Origin of the sequence: Vibrio sp. 05-20-BW147 (genome assembly GCF_013369385.1) — a bacterium.
In the GTDB taxonomy this organism is placed as follows: Bacteria; Pseudomonadota; Gammaproteobacteria; order Enterobacterales; family Vibrionaceae; genus Vibrio; species Vibrio floridensis.
Genome location: NZ_SZTO01000008.1, coordinates 31,803 through 53,585 on the forward strand (window position 1 = coordinate 31,803; position 21,783 = coordinate 53,585).

A 21,783-nucleotide genomic window follows, 5' to 3' on the forward strand; every position below is an offset into this window, starting at 1 on the left:
TCATCACCGGAGGATTTACCATGCCACATATTTTCCCTGAGCTTCCCTATTCCTACGATGCATTAGAGCCATACATCGATGCAAAAACCATGGAAGTGCACTACAGCAAACACCATAAAACCTATTACGATAAGTTTCTCGCGGCGATTCAAGGCAGTGAGCTTGAGCATCAAACGCTCACTGAGATCTTCACAAGCATCTCTCAACACAGCCCTGCAGTGCGCAATAATGGTGGTGGCTACTACAACCATATTCTCTACTGGCAGTGCATGTCTCCCAATGGTGGAGGGGAACCTCAAGGCGCGCTCGCCCACGCGATTCAAGAAAAGTTTGGCACTTTTGCGGCGTTCCAAGAGGCCTTTTCCCAAGCCGCCGTCAACACCTTTGGTTCTGGCTTTGCATGGTTAGTGGTCAAAGAGGGTGATATTCATATCACCTCCACCAGCAATCAGGATAACCCACTGATGGATATTGCTAGCGTACGTGGCGAGCCGATCCTTGCCCTCGATGTTTGGGAGCATGCGTACTACATCCGCTATCAAAATCGCCGCCCAGAATACATTGATGCTTGGTGGAATGTGGTCGACTGGCGAGCGGTGGAGCAAAATTATGCCCAAGCAATAGGCTAAACATCACCGCTCACCGGAGCGCCGTCGCTTATCGGGCACTTTTATACCCAAGCCTTCACACTTGGGTATATACTGGCCCCCTCTTTTGACCATATTCGCTCGATACCATGTTTGATATTGCTCTATACGAACCAGAAATTGCGCCAAACACTGGCAACATCATCCGCCTTTGTGCCAACTGTGGCGCAAATTTGCACTTAATTGAACCGCTTGGGTTTGATCTTGAAGAGAAGAAGGTGCGCCGTGCTGGCTTGGATTATCATGATCTTGCTCGTGTCACACGCCATAAGAACTACCAAGCGTTCCTCGACTATCTCGAGCAGCGTGGTGAATATCGTATTTTTGCCTGCACCACCAAAACCACTGGCCATCATGTGGACGCGCAATATTGTCAAGGTGATGTACTGCTGTTTGGCCCAGAAACGCGTGGTCTGCCGATGGAGGTGATTGAAAGCCTACCGATGTCGCAACGCATTCGTATTCCTATGATGCCTGACGCACGCAGCTTAAACTTATCGAATGCGGTCGCGATCATTGCTTTTGAGGCATGGCGTCAGCTAGGGTTCCAGGGGGCAAAATAACATCACCGCCTAGCCAACAAGATCAAAAAAGCCGGAATGCTCCGGCTTTTCTATTTCATCAAACTTCATCAAACGAGAATTTGTTCAAATTAACGCAGACGATTCTGTTCATCGTCTTGTTTGTCTTTGCTTTCATATTCCCCTTCGAACGTCTGGCCTTGCTTACCATCATTAAAAGGCTGACGATAAAACGGGTCTTGTTCGAACGGGCTGCGGTCGAAGCCTTCGCTATGATAGTGAGAGTGAAAACCACCGCCTGCACCATTCACCACTACCTTGCTCATCAAGTAGCGGGCAATCGCAGCTCTTGGACCTGGAATCAACACCATCATGCCCATGGCATCGGTCATAAAGCCTGGAGTGAGCAACAATACGCCCGACACCGCCAGCATCACACCTTCGACAATCTGTTGCGCAGGTAATTCACCTTGCTGCAAACGTTGTTGCACCGACATCAGAGTTTGCAACCCCTGACTGCGAACCAAAGACGCCCCAACAAACGCCGTAATCAGCACTAAGCCAATTGTCGGCCATAAACCGATAAAGCCACCAACTTGAATGAAGAGAGCGATCTCAACAATGGGCACACAGATAAACAGTAGTAATAATATTGGAAACACGAGATCCCCCCTTGGTTGATTTTAGTGTAATGGCAAATCGTGCAGTGACTCAAATTTATCCTGTAAAAATGCGTGTTTTTTGACTACCCCTTTAGAGTTATTCATATGCTGTTCATACTTTGCAAAATATTGACGAAATAAAAGCGAAAAAGGTGATCCACTTACTATTTTTATGCGCAAGGTACAGTATCATGTGCCACATAAGTCAGGACGGATTTTACAGCCAAATACTCTGATGAATGGATTCTGATTGCAGAAAATGGCTAACCAATCACTTAAATATCAGAATTATTATCTAAGGATCCTGTTATGGCTACCCTAACTGAAGCTCCAAAAGCATCAACTCCGGCCACTCGTATTGAAGAAGATCTATTAGGCCAACGTCACGTTCCGGCTGACGCTTACTACGGTATCCACACGCTGCGCGCCATCGAAAACTTCAACATCTCAAACGTAACGATTTCTGACGTGCCAGAATTTGTTCGCGGCATGGTCATGACCAAAAAAGCCGCTGCACTTGCCAACAAAGAGTTGGGCGCAATTCCTAAGAATGTAGCGGATTACATCATTCAAGCGTGTGACCTAATGTTGGAAACCGGCAAATGCATGGATCAGTTCCCATCAGACGTATTCCAAGGCGGTGCGGGCACTTCTGTGAACATGAACACCAACGAAGTGCTTGCCAACATTGCTCTCGAACTAATGGGTAAAGAGAAAGGCGATTACGACGTGGTGAACCCAAATGATCACGTGAACAAGAGCCAATCTACCAACTGTGCCTACCCAACGGGCTTCCGTATCGCGGTTTACAACAGCATCCATAAATTGATGGAAGCGATTGAATACCTAAAAGGTGCGTTTGAGCTGAAATCTCAAGAGTTTAACGGCATCCTAAAAATGGGCCGTACTCAGTTGCAAGACGCCGTGCCAATGACAGTAGGTCAAGAGTTCCACGCTTGGGCAGTGACGCTAAACGAAGAGATCCGTGCGCTAGACTACACCTCGAAGCTACTTCTTGAAGTGAACCTAGGTGCAACGGCAATCGGTACTGGCTTGAACACACCTCCTGGTTACCAAGCACTTGCCGTGAAACACCTAGCGGAAGTGACTGGCCTAGCAGTGGTTCCAGCAGAAGACCTTATCGAAGCAACTTCAGACTGTGGTGCTTACGTAATGGCACACGGCGCGCTAAAACGCCTAGCGGTGAAATTGTCTAAGATCTGTAACGACTTGCGTCTGCTTTCTTCTGGTCCTCGCGCTGGTTTGAACGAACTTAACTTGCCAGAAATGCAAGCCGGTTCTTCCATCATGCCAGCAAAAGTTAACCCAGTTATCCCAGAAGTGGTTAACCAAGTGTGTTTCAAAGTACTGGGTAACGACAACACGATTTCTTTCGCAGCCGAAGGCGGTCAGCTACAGCTGAACGTAATGGAGCCTGTGATTGGTCAAGCGATGTTTGAATCGATTTCACTGCTACAAAACGCGTGTGTGAACCTACGTGACAAATGTATCGACGGCATCACAGTAAACAAAGAAGTCTGTGAAAACTACGTTTACAACTCGATCGGTATCGTCACTTATCTAAACCCATACATCGGCCACCACGAAGGCGACATCGTTGGTAAGATTTGTGCGGAAACCGGTAAGAGCGTCCGTGAAGTGGTGCTTGAGCGTGGCTTGCTGACATCTGAAGAGTTGGATGACATCCTGTCTGTGCAAAACTTCATGCACCCAACTTACAAAGCAAAACGTTACGAGTAATCGTAAAGAGAAAGGGCTCCTTAGTGGGCCCTTTTTGCCGTTCTTTATTAATAACCATAATAATAACAAGTATTTATTTTAGTTCTGATTATTCAAGCGCTTTCGACAAAGCGTTTCGCTAATCAGATTCAACAAAAATATGAGGTAACAATCTATGGTAGCGGTCGAGTTATTAGTCGTTCTGCTCTTTATCTATTTAGGGGCACGAATTGGTGGCATTGGTATTGGTTTCGCTGGTGGTGCAGGCGTTATTGTCCTGTCACTGGTCCTTGGTGTACCGACCAAACAAGCATTTATTCCTGTGGACGTTATTTTGATCATCATGTCTGTGATCACGGCCATTGCGGCAATGCAAGTGGCTGGCGGTATGGACTGGCTGGTTCAAATCGCGGAAAACTTCCTGCGCAAACATCCTGAACGTATTACCTTCTACGCGCCTATCGTCACTTTCTTAATGACGTTGATGGCAGGTACCGGTCATACCGCGTTCTCGACGCTTCCTGTGATTGCCGAAGTGGCAAAAGGCCAAGGTGTGCGTCCTTCTCGCCCATTGTCGATTGCCGTTGTCGCATCGCAAATTGCCATTACCGCGTCCCCTATTTCTGCGGCAGTGGTGGCGTTTGCGGCCATGCTGGCGCCATTTGGTGTGGACTACTTAACGCTGCTTGCGGTTTGTATTCCAACCACTTTTGTGGCGTGTATGATCGGTGCTTTGGTGGCGAACTACATGGGTGGTGAGCTGAAAGACGATGCTGAGTATCAAGAACGCCTTGCAAAAGGCCTGATCAAACTCAGCACCGAGAAACAACGTGAAATTCTACCTACCGCAAAAACCGCGACTTACATCTTCCTTGGCGCGATTGCGTTTGTGGTTTGCTACGCAGCGGCAATTTCAAGCTCTGTTGGCCTGATTGAAAACCCAGCGCTTGGCCGCAACGAAGCGATCATGACAGTGATGCTGGCTGCCGCAGCCGCGATTGTGATGTTCACTAAGATCGATGCATCAAAAATCCCTTCGGCAGCGACGTTCCGTTCAGGTATGACTGCGTGTGTGTGCGTACTGGGCGTGGCTTGGTTAGGTTCTACTTTCGTTAATGCTCACGTCGATGGCATTAAAGATGTTGCTGGTGCTTTGCTGTCTGACTACCCTTGGATGCTGGCATTGGTGTTGTTCTTTGCCTCTATGCTGCTGTACTCACAAGGTGCAACCACGGTTGCGCTTATGCCTGCGGCACTGGCGATTGGCGTTGCGCCACTCACTGCAGTCGCTTCTTTTGCAGCCGTGAGTGCACTGTTTGTTCTACCGACTTACCCAACGCTACTGGCTGCAGTAGAGATGGATGATACGGGTTCAACTCGCATTGGTAAGTACGTGTTCAACCACCCATTCTTTATTCCAGGTGTGGTGACCATCGCTTCTGCAGTTGCGCTTGGCTTTGCCTTCGGTAGCCTGTTTATCTAAGTAAAACGAGTCTTACTCATGGGAGCTTCGGCTCCCTTTTTTAATTTTCTGCACATAACCTCCCTATCGTTGAAACTTTCTGCACCGTTTCTGGGTCTGATTGGGTTAGACTCACTCCATTCACTCCCATATTTTGTTCACTATGCGCGCATTATTGACTTTCTTTGTTGCTGGATTGCTTGTGCTTTCCTCACCCGCCATGGCGCTGTTTGGCAATAACCAAAACAGCAGTTTTGCTTCTGGCTCGAATGATTTTGTGCCTGTTGATCAGGCTTTTCCTTTTAACTATTTCCAACAAGATCACCGCATCACCCTAGACTGGCAAGTCAAAGAGGGTTACTACCTCTATCAACAGCGTCTTTCATTTAGCGCAGAAAACGTTGTATTGGGTGACATCCAAATGGAAAACGGTCAGCCCTACCGTGATGAATTTTTTGGCGATGTGAATATTTATACCAACCCATTGTTCGTTAACATCCCAATGCAAGACTGGCAGCCGGGCGCAAAATTGATCGTACAATACCAAGGCTGTGCCAAAGCGGGCTTTTGCTATCCACCTGAAACACGAGTGATCGACATTACCTCGTTTACCAATGGAGACATGGCACCAGCAACGCTGCCGGCACAAACCGCCAGCCCTCTCGATACATCAACAGCGAACACATCAACGCCTCAACCTCTGACCCAGCAAGATCAGTTGGCTTCAGGCTTAGCCGATAACTGGTGGACGCCACTGCTGTTTTTGGCACTGGGTGTTGGCTTGGCCTTTACCCCTTGCGTATTGCCGATGTACCCGATTCTGACCAGCATCGTATTGGGCAGCGGTAAACTGAGTCAGCGACGCGCGCTTGGGCTCTCTCTGATCTATGTTCAAGGCATGGCACTGACCTATACCTTACTGGGTCTGGTTGTCGCTTCCGCTGGCTTGCAATTCCAAGCCGCCATGCAGCACCCTTATGTGTTGATCGGCCTGAGTATTCTTTTTGTCACCTTAGCGCTCTCCATGTTTGGGGTGTACACCCTACAACTGCCTAGCAGCGTACAAACTTGGCTGAACAATTTGAGCAATAAGCAGCAAGGTGGCAGCAGTGCAGGTGTTTTTGCCATGGGCGCCATTTCCGGTTTGGTATGCTCGCCTTGTACCACCGCCCCACTTTCTGGGGCACTGCTGTACGTGGCACAAAGTGGTGATCTCTTAACGGGGGGCGTTGCGCTGTATGCCTTAGCCATGGGCATGGGTATCCCTTTGATTTTAGTCGCGGTGTTTGGCAATAAACTGCTCCCCAAAGCGGGCGGTTGGATGGATCGCGTTAAAACGCTGTTTGGTTTTGTATTGCTGGCAGCGCCAATCTTCCTATTGGAGCGCATCCTTCCTGAAATGTGGTCAACCGCGCTGTGGTCTGCCTTGGGTATCGCGGCGTTTGGCTGGCTTTACCATGTAAAAAATAGTTTGGAGTTTGGTGGTTGGAAGCAAAGCTCGGTGGGCATCATTGCCGTGCTGGGTCTGTTTGCGTCCGCTCAGCCTGCCCTCAATTATTGGTTTGCCGACAGCACTCAACAGGCTCAAACCAGCGAAGTGAGCTTTATTAAAATCCGCAACGTCGAAGAGCTTCAACAACAATTGGCGTTAGCCAAGCAAGCCCAAAAACCTGTGATGCTCGATTTTTATGCCGATTGGTGTGTGGCGTGTAAAGAGTTCGAGAAATACACTTTCCACGATCCAGCCGTGGCAGCTCAACTCAAACAATTTGTGTTGCTTCAAGCCGACGTGACACGTAACCAAGCACAGGACATTGAGCTGCTACAGGCCCAACAAGTGCTCGGCCTACCGACGATCGATTTTTGGGATGCGCAAGGTAATCCGGTTTCAAACGCTCGACTCACTGGCTTTATGCAAGCGGCGCCTTTCTTGGAGCATATTCAACGAATTTCCAACTAACCGATTCAAACGCCAGCAAACCTTGCTGGCGTTTTTTCTTACCACATTCTCACCTTCACAACGGAGGTATATGCAAACTCTCTAATAAAAGTCGATTTACATCAGACTTTTAGCGTATAAAGATTGTCCACACTCTTAAAGCTGCAATAATTCCATTAACGAAATAGTTAAAAGTGTTTAACGTCATGGATTCGACCTACACCATCATCATCGCTGATGATCACCCCCTGTTCCGTAATGCGCTGTTTCAGTCTGTGCATATGGCGGTCAGTGGGGCCAACTTGCTAGAAGCCGACTCACTCGATGCGTTGCTGAACCTGCTTATACGCGAAGAAGAGCCGGATTTACTGCTGCTTGACCTCAAAATGCCCGGAGCTAATGGCATGTCAGGTTTGATCCATCTCCGTGCAGAGTATCCCGACCTGCCCATCGTTGTGGTCTCCGCCAGTGAAGAACCCGCGGTGGTCACACAAGTAAAAAGCCACGGTGCTTTTGGCTTTATTCCTAAATCGAGTGATATGCGCACACTGGTTTCCGCGCTGAACCAAGTGCTCAATGGCGATCCTTATTTCCCTGAAGGATTGATCACCAATAACGCCGCCTGTAATGACTTAGCCGAGAAAATCGCCGCGTTAACACCACAGCAATACAAAGTACTGGGGATGCTTTCCGATGGTTTGCTCAACAAGCAAATTGCTTATGAGCTGAATGTTTCTGAAGCCACCATCAAAGCGCATATGACGGCTATCTTCCGCAAACTTGGGGTGAAAAATCGTACCCAAGCGGTGATCTTGTTACAGCAGCTAGAGCCCGAGCAATAACTCAACGCCAAACTCGGTATTCAGAAGTTTTCGTTATATTAGTTCACATTTTAATGACGCAAATTTTTAATACCTTGAGTAAAATACCTCGGCAGCCAAATGGGCTGTCTTTTTCATCCCTCTGTTATTAACTCTGGGAGGCCATACCTTGCTCAGTATTCTCATCACTCAATTTGTTGTTCTTTGGGCCGTGATTGACCCTGTTGGTTCAGTGCCTGTTTATCTTTCGCAAACCCAACATCTGACCGCCAAGCAGCGTCGTCTCGTCGCGCTCAAAGCTGTTGGTATCTCAGCAGGGGTATTGCTGTTTTTCTTAATCGCCGGGCAAATGCTGCTTGAAGCGATGCAGATCCCACTACCCGCCTTTCAGGCTGCGGGTGGGCTGGTTTTATTGCTATTCGCACTGAGTATGATTTTCGGTGAAAGTAAACCTGAGCAAGAGCAGAAGCTAAGCGAAGAGTTGGATAAATCCGCCCTCGCAGATTTGGCCGTCTACCCGCTGGCCATTCCTTCCATCGCGTCACCTGGCGCCATGATGGCGGTGGTGATGCTGACAGACAACCATCGCTATTCCTTTGCTGATCAAGCGATTACCGCGGGCGTCATGTTGGCGGTCTTGCTGATCACACTGGTTCTGTTACTCGGAGCCAACACGATTCAAAAATGGATTGGCAATGTTGGCGCTGCCATCATCAGCCGTGTGATGGGTTTGATCCTCGCAGCCGTCGCACTTAACAATTTGCTGCAAGGAATTAAAGATTTTTACCTGTAGCACGTGCGATGTTTTAGACCTTTGGCTAATTTAACATCAAATTAACATCCTCAAATCTGCTATCTATCTCACTAAACGCCCATTTTTCGGGCGTTTTTGCTTTTTATCGCCCCGACTAAAGTTGCACAGATCCCTTGACTCAACACTGCTATCTTAGGAAACGTAACATTACGTTAACACTTATCTATTCAGACGAGAAACACAAGGAGAAGGCCATGGCGTTCGAATCAACAGAACATGCTCAAGCCTACTGGAAGGAAAACTTGGGGATCATGGGATCACTGCTAGCAGTATGGTTTTTAGTGTCATACGGCGCTGGAATTTTATTTGTCGATGCACTTAATGCCATTCAGTTTGGTGGCTTCAAGCTCGGATTTTGGTTCGCTCAGCAAGGGTCGATCTACACCTTTGTGGCGCTGATCTTTGTCTACGTTGTCCGCATGAATGCGCTGGACAAGAAGTACAACGTGCAGGAAGACTAAGAGGTTTAGGAAATGGATATTCAAACTTGGACGTTTATTCTTGTCGGTATCACTTTTGCTCTGTATATCGGCATCGCAATCTGGGCCCGTGCGGGATCAACCAGTGAATTCTATGTTGCTGGCGGTGGTGTTCACCCAGTCGCCAACGGCATGGCAACCGCAGCGGACTGGATGTCTGCGGCATCATTTATCTCTATGGCAGGTATTATCTCGTTCATCGGCTACGATGGTACGGTATACCTGATGGGTTGGACCGGTGGCTACGTACTTCTCGCCCTTTGTTTAGCACCTTATCTACGTAAGTTTGGTAAGTTCACCGTGCCAGATTTCATCGGCGACCGTTACTACTCAAGAACGGCGCGTTTGGTTGCGGTATTCTGTGCTATTTTCGTATCGTTTACTTACGTTGCTGGTCAAATGCGTGGTGTGGGTGTGGTATTCGCACGCTTCCTCGAAGTTGACATCAACATGGGTATTATCATCGGTATGGCGATCGTATTCTTCTACGCGGTTATGGGCGGCATGAAGGGCATCACCTATACGCAGGTAGCGCAATACTGTGTGCTTATCTTTGCCTTCATGGTTCCGGCGATCTTCACTTCATTGATGATGACAGGTAACCCTGTACCTCAGCTTGGCTTTGGTTCGACCATGGCAGGTAGCGATGAGTATCTACTCACCAAACTGGATGGTCTAACGCAGGAGCTCGGCTTCACCGCCTATACCGATGGGTCGAAGAGCATGGTTGACGTCTTCTTCATCTGTGCGGCGCTCATGGTAGGTACTGCCGGTCTTCCACACGTTATTATTCGCTTCTTCACTGTACCGAAAGTATCTGATGCGCGTATCTCTGCTGGTTGGGCATTGGTGTTCATCGCGATTCTTTATACCACCGCACCGGCTGTGGCAGCATTTGCACGCGTTAACATGATCGACACCATCAATGGTCCAGACATGCAAGGCGTCGCAGGCACAGAAGCACCGAGCTGGTACAAAAACTGGGAAAGCACTGGCCTAGTGGCTTGGGAAGACAAGAATGGCGATGGCAAGATGTTCTACTCTGGCGATGAGCGCAACGAGATGAAGATCAACCGTGATATCATCGTACTGGCTTCTCCAGAACTAGCAAAACTACCAAACTGGGTTGTCGCACTATTGGCAGCGGGTGGTCTGGCAGCAGCACTCTCTACCGCAGCAGGCCTACTATTGGTTATCTCAACCGCCATTTCGCATGACTTGTTGAAGAAAGGCTTTAGGCCCAATATGACCGATAAACAGGAGTTAATGGCCGCGCGGATTGCATCAGCGATTGCCATCGTCGGTGCGGGCTACTTGGGTATTAACCCTCCGGGCTTTGTAGCACAGGTTGTGGCATTCGCCTTCGGATTGGCAGCCTCGTCCTTCTTCCCTGCGATTATCTTGGGTATCTTCTATAAGAAGATGAACAAAGAAGGCGCAATTGCAGGTATGCTATCAGGGATCTTTTTCACTGCGGCTTACATCGTGTACTTCAAGTTCATCAACCCAGCAGCGAGCACACCGGACAACTGGTGGTTCGGTATCAGCCCAGAGGGTATTGGTACACTAGGTATGTGTCTGAACTTTGCCGTGGCGATTGTGGTGAACAAATTTACCGCTGAAGTACCAGCAGACGTACAAGAAATGGTTGAGTCTATCCGCTACCCGAAAGGAGCTGGCGCAGCGCACGACCATTAATCCACACTTTAGAGCTTTATTGTAGGGATTAAGCTCCGAGGAAATGCAAAGCCGATGCAATTGCATCGGCTTTTTTTAACTAAAAATATGAGATCTATTAATTACACCACAACCCAGATACGTGTCCAAAAACGAACAACTAGCTATATTCCTCAAAAAAACATTCGCTATATTAAGCTCCATTTATCGGCGGAAGAATAATGAACACCACTCAGTTAATGGCAGCACTACTCTTCATTTCTTTCCCACTAACAAGCCAAGGTAATATGTTGAGCATTTTTGATTTTTTAAAAAGAATGAGTATGTCTTAAGCCCAGAGATTTCTGGACACCTAACTCAAGACGGACAAGCATTCGCAAATAAGGATGTTTATCTTGAAGGTGGTTTCTTAGAACATCGATATAACGATAAGACACAAACCGATCTGAATGGCTATTTTCATTTTGAGCCTATGATTCATGCTCAATGGCTGAAGAAATCCCCGTTAAATCAGGCTTACTCTTACTTTGGTATTTACTTGCTTGTAGAAGAAAAAAAGATATACATCTGGCGCTCTCAGCTTAGCTACGATAAGCCTTATGAATTCATTGCTAATAATCTTGGTAACTTTAAATGCAACTTAAACTCACCAGTGTATGAGTACTATTTTAAAAATCCTGTAGTACCTAATGGGGTCGATGCAATGATACTAAGCAGATGTGATATTGGAGGGTATAAATATCGAAATAAAATCATTTAAAATTAATAACTTAATAATGGCCTTGTTTTTTTAATCATCTCATGTCAGGTCTCCGCTATGGACATATTTAAACAAAACATATTTAACTTAACACCAAAAATTCACGGGAGAATTTTTAATCATGGTATCCCTGCTGTAAATATTGAAGTTACTTTAGAAATCAGTGCTCTGAATGAGACAAAAGAACTAAAAGCATACACTAACCAAAATGGTGAGTTTTTTTTTGAATCTGTAAGCATTTCAACAATGAAAACACCAAGTATGTTTGACCAAAAAATGGTTAGCACATCACTAACTATAAAAAACGGAATTGAATATTCATACTTATGGCGTTCATATTTACCTGGATATAGCATATTTACTTTCATGTCAGAAAATTTATCCAATCTCACTTGCGACATTAATTCAAAAGAGAAATATTTTATATTTGATGCTAAGAAAAAAGATCATGATGGGTATGAAGTTCATACTATCTGCGACCTTCATGGTGCATTAGAGTCAGGATATATAGAGAATTAAGCAGGTGATCATTATTGGCGTATCAACACAACTTTTTTCTTAGCCAAGACAATCACAAAGAGCTGCCATTTTAATACCAACCATGGCAGCTCTTTTTGGAGAAGGCACCTCACGCCACTCGGTTCAACACCGCTCTCAACTTGAGCGGTTTAACGGGTTTGGCTATAAAGCTAAAACCATTGGCTTTGATGCCTTGCATCATGTCATCGGTGCGATCGGCGCTGATGATCACCCCTTCAAAACGGCTGCCCAATCTAAGCTTACATTGCTGGAGCACTTCTAAACCTGTGCGACCTTCATCAAGACGATAGTCGGAGAAAATGACATCCGGATGCCAACCACCGTCCAGTGCTTTCAAACTTTGCACAATGTCAGTAGCGGTTTTCACTTCACACCCCCAACGCGCCAGCAGATTTTCCATGCCAACCAAAATATCGGGCTCATTATCGACACACAAAATACGTAAGTGACTTAACTCAGATTGCGCTTGGTCAGGTTCTGCCACCGGCAAGGCTTGCACTTGCTGAGCACGATCCAGCGTAATGGAGAACACACTACCGCGGCCATGCCATGAACGCATCGAAATCTCATGCCCCAACACTTGCGCGATGCCTTTGGAAATAGCGAGGCCTAACCCCAAACCCTGATCAGCGCGCACTTGGGTGCCTCGATTGAACTCTTCGAAGATCTCTTGTTGCTTATCTTCTTCAATGCCCATCCCGTTATCCCATACGTCGATACGCACCCGTTCACCGACTCGGCGCACCCCAAGCGCTACCTTGCCATTGGGGCTATATCGAAACGCATTGGTCAGGAAGTTCTGCACCACACGGCGCAGCAGTTTGGGATCAGACGTGACATTGAGTGACGACGGGATCATGCAGAACTCGATGCCTTGTTGTTTGGCCAGTGCGCTAAATTCCGCATTCAAATTCGACAACACATCATTGATGGCAAAACCGTGTACGTGTACATCCAACTTACCCGATTCCAGTCGCGAGATATCCAACAAATCACCAATCAAATCTTCCGCAGCCCCGAGAGCACTTTCAATGTGATGCGCTAGCTTGCGGCTTTCATCGTCCTTAGTCACTTCCGAGAGTGATGAGGCAAACAGACGCGCCGCGTTGAGTGGTTGCATCAAGTCGTGGCTCACGGCCGCCAAAAAACGCGATTTAGAGCGCGATTCCAGATCCGAACGTTGTGTCGCCACCACCAGCTGTTTATTCAACTGCTCAAGCTCTCTTGTACGTAAATGAACACGTTCTTCGAGCGTTTCATTGGCTTCTTTCAGTGCTTGTTCTGCATCACGGAACACGGTGATGTCGGTAAAGCTCATCACAAAGCCGCCGCCGGGCATGGGGTTGCCTTGCACTTCAATCACGCGTCCATCGGGGCGAATGCGTGACGAGGTATGCCGCGAGCCTTGTTCCAAATGATAGACTCTACGACGCACATGATCTTCTGGGTCTCCCGGGCCACATAAACCCTGCTCAGCATTATGGCGAATCACATCGGCAATCGGCCTGCCCACTTGTATCAGCCCCGGCGGAAACTCAAACAGCTCCAAATAGCGTTGATTCCATGCCACCAGCCGAAGCTGTTTGTCCACCACGGCAATGCCTTGACCAATATGCTCAATCGCCCCTTGCAATAAGCCACGGCTAAAATCATACAACTCAGACGCTTCATCCACGATGGTTGCGACTTCCTCCAGTTGCATGTTTCTGCCTTGCAGCGCCGAAGTAAGGACTAACTTCGCCGACGAAGCACCAAACACCCCCGCCAATACCCGCTCAGTATGACGAATCAAGGTCGAGGGAGCTTGTTGGTTCGGCAATAAGGTTTCTCTTTGCTGCGACCAATAGTGAGCAAAGGCATTTTTCACCCGATTTCGCCCAACAAAGCGGGAGGCCAGCATCTCCAACTCGCCCACGGTGACACGGCTTTGATAGAGGCTGATGTTTTCATTTTCGGGCAATGGCGTACCAACAAACGACGCCGATTGTAAGCGCTCACTTAGGCTTGGACGTGTTAGCATCGAGACGACAAGGAAGCAGAGCGCATTGACGGTGACACTGAGGAACATTCCCCAGTCAGAGGCCTTCACGCCCATCTCCCCCAATACATCTGGTGGCGTAATCAACCAAATCAGCAAATTGCTCTGCGCATCCCCGGCCAACATGTCGGTTTGGCTCATCAATGTAATCAGCCATAAAGTAAAGCCCGCCGCCAGACCGACATACACCCCTTTGCGGTTACCTTGGCGCCAGTACATGCCGCCAATCAAAGCAGGAGCAAACTGGGTGATCGCCGCGAATGAGAGAAAGCCAATTGCTGAGAGCGAATGAATTGCGTCCAGCGCTTGATAGAAGCCCCATGCGCCAATTAACAACACCAGAATCAACGCTCGACGAATACGCAGCAGTAAACCTGAAAAATGGTGGTGATTACGGTTGGATAGCCGCATGCGACGCAGCAGTAACGGCATCACCAAATCGTTGGAGACCATGATGGCGAGCGCGATGGTGGACACAATCACCATGCCACTGGCAGCGGACGTGCCACCAAGGAAGGCCAATAAAGCAATGTCATTGGCGCCAAACGCCATCGGCAAGCTGATCACATAGGTATCGGCAGGGCTGCCAGAGAGCAAACTTTGCCCCGCCCACGCAATCGGCAGCACAAAAATGCCCATCAAAATCAAATACAGCGGGAAGAGCCAGCGCGCGGTATGCAGATCTTGCGCGCGTTCATTTTCCACCACCATGGTGTGAAACTGACGCGGCAAACAGACAATCGCCAGCATGGTCAGCAAAGTATGGATAAGCAAGGTCGCGATATTGGGCGATTGGTAAGTGGCGGCGGCAACACGGCTGAGATCGACCTCCTGATGCTGCATCGCCAGCCAGACGATAAACATCCCCACCACGAGAAACGCCACCAGCTTAACGATCGATTCAAAAGCTATCGCCATCATCATGCCGCGGTGATGCTCGGTGTTGTCGATATGACGGGTGCCAAACAGCATGGTGAATATCGCCAGTGCCCCCACCACAAACCAAGAAACGCCTGAGTCTTGATAGCCAAAACGGCTTGAGAGATCTGGCGCGATGATCTCAAGCCCCATCGTAATGCCACGCAATTGCAGGGCGATATAGGGCAAAATTCCCACCACAGCGATTAAAGTCACCACCACCGCAAGCCCTTGCGATTTGCCATAGCGCGCAGCAATGAAGTCCGCAATCGAGGTAATGTGCTCGCGCTTGGCAACGAGAATGAGCCGCGCCAAGACGCGCCAACCAAGAGTAAAGACCAGAATCGGTGCAATGTAGATCGGCAAGAAAGACCAAGGATTATTGCTCGCCTGCCCCACCGTGCCGTAAAACGTCCAAGAGGTACAGTAAACCGCAATCGATAGGCTATAGATCCAAGGCCGCCAACGTGCCAACCAATTTTTTTGCCTATCTCCATACCAAGCGATGAGGAACAACACTCCTAAATACGCTAACGATACGGGTATCACCAACCATCCTTGCATGTGACATCCTTTCTCTTGCTCAATAAAAAACCTCTCCATACGGGAGAGGTTTCATTTAACTAAGGATAGTTTTTAATCTCAATCTCTTAGGATTAATTCTGTGCATTGGGCTCCGCTTTCACCACGCTAACGTCCTGAACCTGGCTGGTGACAGGTGCGACTTTGATAAACAGTGCCACCAGCCCCATGGCCGCCATCACCCAGAATACATTCGCGCCCCAGTGCTCGAAGCCCCAACCACTAAAGGCCGTCATCGCCGCAATAAAGGCCCCCAGTGGCAGCGCATTGTACAGTGCTTGTAGCGCCACCATTTTGTGCTCTTCTGAATTTTGAATGTATTGAATGGCTGCGATGTGCGCCATCGCAAATGTCACGCCGTGCAGCAACTGCACCAACACCAAACCCAACAACAACGTGGTCGAGGCGGTGATCCCCCAGCGCAACATGACGCCAATCGATGCCGCGACAAACAACGCACGCAGCGACCAGCCCGCAAACAAGCGCTTACTCAACGCAAACACCGCCACTTCCGATACCACACCAAGGCTCCACAAATAGCCGATGATCTCTTCCGAATGGCCCGCTTGCTGCCAGTAAATCGCACTAAAGCTGTAATAGGCGGCGTGACTGCCCTGAATCAGAGCGGCCAGTAGCAAAAATTTCACCACAGGGCCGTCGGTCAGCAGTTGCGTCAGTTTCGGTCTTTCACTGTGATGTTCGCTGCGCGTCACCGGCATCACATTGGCACTGCGCATACTCAGCAGTAAGGAAATAAACACCCCAACCAAGGCGGTGTACAGAATCATGTCGGTGCCATAGAGGGAAATCAGATACCCCACAACGGTCGAGCCCGCGATAAAGGCGATCGAGCCCCACAAACGGGTGCGACCATAATCGAGCATCTTCAATCTTGCGTAGTAGTTGGCAAGCGCATCGGATAACGGCACGACCGGGCCACAACACAAGTTAAACAGTACCGTCGCTAACGCCATCAGCCAAAAACTGCCGCCGGTAAAGAAGTGGAAGCCGACAAAAATCAACGCCGCAAAACTGAGCCAACGTAACGCCGGCATAATGTGCTCAGCCTTGTGAATACGTGGCGTGATCACCATGTTCGCTACACAGCGTGTCGCTAAGCCGATACCGACCAGCAAACCGATGTCAGTGGAGGAGACGCCCTGTTCTTTAAACCACAGCGACCAAAATGGCAGATAGACGCCATAGGCAAAAAAGAAACCGAGAAAATACTGCGATATCCATCCATAAGGAGACGGTTTGAACATGATGGTGATCCTAGGGTCTGTTGACCGAAAAACTGACGAGAGAAAAATCGGCGCCATTATGACTTGCCTTGCAGATGAGAAAAAGGGAATTCTCCGCGACAGATTGTTTCCTCTAATCGGCCTAATTGGAGTGAATTAGACCAAAGTCGTCTGGAGAGTCAGGAGAATTTTGTCAGACTTAGAGCATATGCCTTGCTGGTTTTGGACGCTGCCATGCCTGATAAATTTAATATGCAATCTCCCCCGTTTGATCGCTTGAGCGAGGGGCAACAACACCTTTTACGTTCTTCGCTGGATGTGGCCTATTTTCGCACTAAAGATGTGGTGCTCGCCGCTGGGCAACCGTCACCGCATCTGCATATCTTAATCAAAGGCGCGGTTGAAGAGCGTTCTGCCAACCAGCAAGAAGTGTTTGCTCACTATGCCAATGACGATATGTTTGATGTGCGCGCCTTGTTCGAGCCAACCGTACGTCATCAGTATGTCGCGCTCGAAGATACCTTAAGCTATTTACTGCCCAAGGCCATTTTTCTCGAGCTATACAATGAAAACGGCCAATTCGCCGCTTATTTTGATAACAACCTCGCCAAGCGCCAAGAGCTGATAGAGGCGGCGCAGCAGCAGCAAAATCTTGCTGAGTTCATTCTCACCAAAGTTGATAAAGCCATCTATCATCCACCGAAGATTTTGTCGCCTGAGATGCCGATCAATCAGGTCACGCGCATACTTAAAGAGAACGGCATCGATGCCGCCTTGGTACGCCTTCATGACGACGATGAGCGGCAACTCAACCATCCCAATGCACACCCTTATGCGATTGTCACCCGCACTAATATGCTCCACTCGGTGATGCTCGATGACAAGCCACTCGACACTCCAGTGGGCGACATTGCCACCTTCCCCGTCTTCCACGTCGATGATGGTGATTTTCTCTTTAATGCGATGATCACCATGACGCGCAATCGTATGAAGCGCCTCATGGTGTGCGATGGTCATCAAGCTGTGGGCATGTTGGACATGACGCAAATTCTCAGCGCCTTCTCCACCCATTCCCACGTGCTCACTTTAAGCATCGCGCGCGCCTCCAGTGTTGAAGAGTTGGCCTTAGCGTCCAATCGCCAACGTCAGTTAGTGGAAAGTTTGCTGAAAAACGGCATCCGCACTCGCTTCATCATGGAACTGATTTCTGCCGTCAATGAACAGATCATCGAGAAAGCCTTTGAGTTGGTTGTTCCACCCGCCCTTCACGATCACTGTTGTTTGATCGTTTTAGGCTCAGAAGGGCGTGGGGAACAAATCCTCAAAACCGACCAAGACAACGCACTGATCATCAAAGATGGTTTGGAATGGCAACAAAGCGGTGTGGTGATGCAACAACTGACACACACTTTGCAGCAACTTGGCTATCCGCTTTGCCCTGGCAATGTGATGGTCAATAACCCTAAGTGGGTCAAAAGTCAGAGTGATTGGCGCAAAACGCTCACCGCGTGGGTACGCAGCGCCAAACCAGAAACGGTGATGGATTTAGCGATTTTTGCCGATGCGCATGCCGTTGCGGGCAATAAGGCATTGCTTGAGCCCGTGAAACAGCACCTCTCCGAGTTGATGGCGGATCAAGAACTGATTTTGGCCGAGTTCACTCGGCCTGCATTGAACTTTTCAGTTCCCCTCACCCTTTTTGGCAACGTCAAGGCCGACAAAAGCGGCCTCGACATCAAACAAGGCGGCATCTTCCCTATCGTGCACGGCATTCGAGCCCTGAGCTTGGAATACGCCTTACACGACAACAACACCTTCGACCGCATTGAGGGGTTAGTGGCACGCAACGTGTTGGAAAAAAGCACGGCCGCAAACCTAAGCGAAGCACTCAAGCTGTTTTTTAAATTGCGCCTAGCACAGCAACTGACGGAGCAGCACAGTAATAACAAACTCAACTTAACACTGCTGGATCGCACCGAGCGAGATTTACTGCGTCACAGTTTGCACGTGGTGAAAAAGTTCAAACAGTGGCTGGGTTATCACTACCAAATCAAAGATTAACCAACGCAAAACATCGAATCACGACCAAAGGCTATACGGCTAAGGTCTTAATGAAATAGGAATCTCTATGAACTGGTTTCGGCGCAACTACTGGTACTACCGATTGAAAGGGTCGCCCTATCAGTCGCTGTTTTGTGCGCCAAACAACAAAGAGTATGTCTCTCTCGACTGTGAAACCACCAGCCTTGACCCCAACCGCGCAGAGTTAGTCACCATTGCCGCGACCAAGATCATCGACAATCGCATCATCACCAGTAAACCATTCGAGGTGCGTTTGCGTGCGCCACAGTCTCTCGATTCTGGTTCAGTGAAAATACACAAGATCCGCCACCAAGACTTGGTCGATGGGTTGAGCGAGAAAGAAGCACTGCTCAAACTGATTGATTTCATCGGTAATCGCCCCTTAGTGGGCTACCACATCCGCTACGATAAGAAGATCCTCGATTTAGCCTGCTTACGTCACCTCGGTTTTCCCTTGGCCAATCCGCTGGTGGAAGTCAGCCAGATCTACCATGACAAGCTGGAAAAGCACCTGCCCAACGCCTATTTCGATTTGAGTTTGGACGCCATTTGTCGCCATCTCAACTTGCCCATCCAAGACAAACACGATGCGCTGCAAGATGCGATTGCCGCCGCTTTGGTGTTTGTACGACTCACTCGTGGCGATTTGCCAAGCCTATCGTTTCCCTATGTATCATCGTGAATTTCACTCAATTCACACCACGCTCTAACCTCGCTATATCCTAAAGTCTAATTGTCGAAAGCCTCCAACTGATTGACAGTTAGAGGCATACGGATTCCCCCTTTCGTGATTGAGGCGTGTTTAAAACATCATAAAACCGCATCGCGAAGACAAAGGCACAAGGAGAAAGACAATGAGTGAAGCCAACATTTATCCGGTAAAAGAGAACATCAAAGCCCATACCCATGCGGATAATGATACCTACCTAGCCATGTACCAGCAGTCAGTCACTGACCCAGAAGGTTTCTGGAGTGAACACGGCAAAATTGTTGACTGGATTAAGCCCTTCACGAAAGTCAAACAAACGTCTTTTGATACTGGCCACGTTGATATTCGCTGGTTTGAAGATGGCACGCTCAACGTCTCAGCAAACTGTATTGACCGCCATCTAGCAGAGCGCGGCGATGATGTCGCCATCATTTGGGAAGGCGACAACCCAGCGGACGACAAAACACTGACTTACAACCAACTTCATCAAGAAGTGTGTCGCTTCTCCAATGCACTGAAAGAGCAAGGCGTACGCAAAGGCGACGTGGTGTGTCTCTACATGCCAATGGTCCCTGAAGCGGCGGTTGCGATGTTGGCCTGTACCCGTATTGGTGCGGTGCACACCATCGTCTTTGGTGGTTTCTCGCCAGAAGCATTGGCTGGCCGCATCATCGACTCCGATGCCAAAGTCGTCATCACGGCCGACGAAGGCGTTCGTGGTGGCCGCGCGGTACCACTGAAAAAGAATGTGGACGAAGCATTAACTAACCCTGAAGTGAAAACCATCAGCAAAGTGGTGGTGTTCAAGCGCACTGGCGGCAACATTGATTGGCACGAACATCGTGATGTTTGGTGGCACGAAGCAACGGCAAAAGTCTCTGACGTTTGCCCACCAGAAGAGATGAAAGCTGAAGATCCGCTGTTCATCCTCTACACATCAGGCTCAACCGGTAAACCGAAAGGCGTGCTGCACACCACGGGCGGCTATCTAGTTTACGCGACCATGACCTTTAAGTACGTGTTTGACTACCAGCCAGGCGAAACTTTCTGGTGTACAGCCGACGTGGGTTGGATCACTGGCCACACGTATCTGGTTTACGGTCCACTGGCAAACGGCGCGAAAACCATTCTCTTTGAAGGCGTGCCAAACTATCCAAACACCAGCCGCATGAGTGAAGTGGTCGATAAGCACCAAGTCAACATTCTTTACACCGCACCAACGGCCATTCGTGCGCTGATGGCAAAAGGCAACGAAGCGATCGAAGGTACGGATCGTAGCAGCCTACGCATCATGGGTTCTGTGGGTGAACCTATTAACCCAGAAGCGTGGGAGTGGTACTACAAAACCATCGGCAACGAGAAATCACCGATTGTCGATACTTGGTGGCAAACCGAAACTGGCGGCATTTTGATCACACCACTGCCAGGCGCCACCGCGCTGAAACCGGGTTCTGCAACGCGCCCATTCTTTGGTGTTCAGCCTGCACTGGTGGACAACATGGGTAATGTGATCGAAGACCAAGCCGCAGAAGGTAACCTCGTTATCCTCGATTCTTGGCCAGGTCAAATGCGCACGGTTTATGGTGACCACGAGCGTTTCGAGCAAACCTACTTCTCAACCTTTAAAGGCATGTACTTTACCGGAGATGGTGCACGCCGCGATGAAGATGGTTACTACTGGATCACAGGCCGTGTGGATGACGTATTAAACGTTTCTGGCCACCGTATGGGTACAGCGGAAATTGAATCCGCCCTAGTGGCACACCCGAAAATTGCTGAAGCGGCGATTGTTGGCATTCCACACGACATCAAAGGCCAAGCAATTTACGCCTACGTCACCCTCAATGCGGGCGAGTATCCAACCGCCGAGCTGCATAAAGAAGTGAAAGATTGGGTACGTAAAGAGATTGGCCCCATCGCAACGCCAGACGTACTGCATTGGACAGATGCGCTACCGAAAACTCGTTCAGGTAAAATCATGCGCCGCATTTTGCGCAAGATCGCCACGGGAGACACCAGCAACTTGGGTGACACCTCGACACTGGCCGATCCAAGCGTGGTTGATAAGCTGATCGCAGAAAAGGCCGAACTGGTATAGATCGTTTAAAACAAAACGCTCAAAAGCCACTCTACTGAAGAGTGGCTTTT

17 protein-coding genes are annotated in these 21,783 nt (G+C 48.9%); 14 read left to right on the top strand and 3 right to left on the bottom strand.

Going from position 1 to position 21,783, the window contains the following annotated elements; translation table 11 throughout:
• The first annotated feature begins 20 nt into the window (after positions 1–20).
• Complete coding sequence (locus tag FC652_RS08890; RefSeq protein WP_176298297.1) at positions 21–629, top strand: superoxide dismutase; 609 nt, start codon at positions 21–23, stop codon at positions 627–629.
• Between the two features lie 107 nt (positions 630–736).
• Positions 737–1,210, top strand: coding sequence for a tRNA (uridine(34)/cytosine(34)/5-carboxymethylaminomethyluridine(34)-2'-O)-methyltransferase TrmL (gene trmL, locus FC652_RS08895; protein ID WP_176298298.1), 474 nt, complete (start codon positions 737–739; stop codon positions 1,208–1,210).
• A gap of 89 nt (positions 1,211–1,299) precedes the next feature.
• Here the strand turns inward: trmL and FC652_RS08900 are convergent, their stop codons facing one another.
• Positions 1,300–1,830: an FxsA family protein gene (locus FC652_RS08900; protein WP_176298299.1), complete on the bottom strand. Its 531-nt coding sequence runs from the start codon at positions 1,828–1,830 to the stop codon at positions 1,300–1,302.
• A 309-nt stretch (positions 1,831–2,139) separates the two neighbouring features.
• Between FC652_RS08900 and aspA the strand changes: the two genes are divergently transcribed.
• The 9 genes from aspA to FC652_RS08940 all read left to right on the top strand — a co-directional run bounded on the left by aspA (position 2,140) and on the right by FC652_RS08940 (position 12,041).
• Positions 2,140–3,591, top strand: a complete 1,452-nt coding sequence (aspA, locus tag FC652_RS08905) for an aspartate ammonia-lyase (protein WP_176298300.1) — start codon at positions 2,140–2,142, stop codon at positions 3,589–3,591.
• Positions 3,592–3,745: 154 nt separating this feature from the next.
• Positions 3,746–5,053: an anaerobic C4-dicarboxylate transporter gene (locus FC652_RS08910; RefSeq protein WP_176298301.1), complete on the top strand. Its 1,308-nt coding sequence runs from the start codon at positions 3,746–3,748 to the stop codon at positions 5,051–5,053.
• Positions 5,054–5,195: 142 nt separating this feature from the next.
• Positions 5,196–6,992, top strand: coding sequence for a protein-disulfide reductase DsbD (locus tag FC652_RS08915; protein ID WP_176298302.1), 1,797 nt, complete (start codon positions 5,196–5,198; stop codon positions 6,990–6,992).
• A 185-nt stretch (positions 6,993–7,177) separates the two neighbouring features.
• Complete coding sequence (locus FC652_RS08920; RefSeq protein ID WP_011079231.1) at positions 7,178–7,813, top strand: response regulator transcription factor; 636 nt, start codon at positions 7,178–7,180, stop codon at positions 7,811–7,813.
• A gap of 148 nt (positions 7,814–7,961) precedes the next feature.
• The gene (locus FC652_RS08925) at positions 7,962–8,585 is read left to right on the top strand and encodes a MarC family protein (RefSeq protein ID WP_011079230.1); all 624 of its coding nucleotides are present in this window, start codon (positions 7,962–7,964) and stop codon (positions 8,583–8,585) included.
• A 215-nt stretch (positions 8,586–8,800) separates the two neighbouring features.
• On the top strand, positions 8,801–9,067 hold the full coding sequence (locus FC652_RS08930) for a DUF4212 domain-containing protein (protein ID WP_011079229.1): 267 nt from the start codon (positions 8,801–8,803) through the stop codon (positions 9,065–9,067).
• Positions 9,068–9,079: 12 nt separating this feature from the next.
• Entirely contained in the window at positions 9,080–10,783 is a 1,704-nt protein-coding gene (locus FC652_RS08935; RefSeq protein WP_176298303.1) for a sodium:solute symporter family protein, read from the top strand.
• A gap of 319 nt (positions 10,784–11,102) precedes the next feature.
• Positions 11,103–11,522, top strand: coding sequence for a DUF6795 domain-containing protein (locus FC652_RS20835; RefSeq protein WP_369597883.1), 420 nt, complete (start codon positions 11,103–11,105; stop codon positions 11,520–11,522).
• 57 nt (positions 11,523–11,579) lie between these two features.
• Entirely contained in the window at positions 11,580–12,041 is a 462-nt protein-coding gene (locus tag FC652_RS08940; RefSeq protein WP_176298304.1) for a DUF6795 domain-containing protein, read from the top strand.
• A 109-nt stretch (positions 12,042–12,150) separates the two neighbouring features.
• On the opposite strand, the gene FC652_RS08945 is transcribed toward FC652_RS08940, so the two are convergent.
• A complete protein-coding gene (locus FC652_RS08945) occupies positions 12,151–15,582 on the bottom strand; it encodes a NahK/ErcS family hybrid sensor histidine kinase/response regulator (protein ID WP_176298305.1) in 3,432 nt (1,143 codons plus the stop codon).
• A 92-nt stretch (positions 15,583–15,674) separates the two neighbouring features.
• Positions 15,675–16,865 carry a 3-phenylpropionate MFS transporter gene (locus FC652_RS08950; protein WP_013570973.1) on the bottom strand — a complete coding sequence of 397 codons (1,191 nt, stop codon included), beginning with the start codon at positions 16,863–16,865 and terminating at the stop codon, positions 15,675–15,677.
• A 213-nt stretch (positions 16,866–17,078) separates the two neighbouring features.
• Here FC652_RS08950 and FC652_RS08955 point away from each other — a divergent pair, with 213 nt between their 5' ends.
• From FC652_RS08955 to acs, 3 genes are all read left to right on the top strand, one after another.
• On the top strand, positions 17,079–18,905 hold the full coding sequence (locus FC652_RS08955; RefSeq protein ID WP_176298306.1) for a DUF294 nucleotidyltransferase-like domain-containing protein: 1,827 nt from the start codon (positions 17,079–17,081) through the stop codon (positions 18,903–18,905).
• 67 nt (positions 18,906–18,972) lie between these two features.
• Positions 18,973–19,608 carry a 3'-5' exonuclease gene (locus tag FC652_RS08960; RefSeq protein ID WP_176298307.1) on the top strand — a complete coding sequence of 212 codons (636 nt, stop codon included), beginning with the start codon at positions 18,973–18,975 and terminating at the stop codon, positions 19,606–19,608.
• A 172-nt stretch (positions 19,609–19,780) separates the two neighbouring features.
• Entirely contained in the window at positions 19,781–21,733 is a 1,953-nt protein-coding gene (gene acs, locus FC652_RS08965; RefSeq protein ID WP_176298308.1) for an acetate--CoA ligase, read from the top strand.
• The last annotated feature ends 50 nt before the right edge of the window (positions 21,734–21,783 follow it).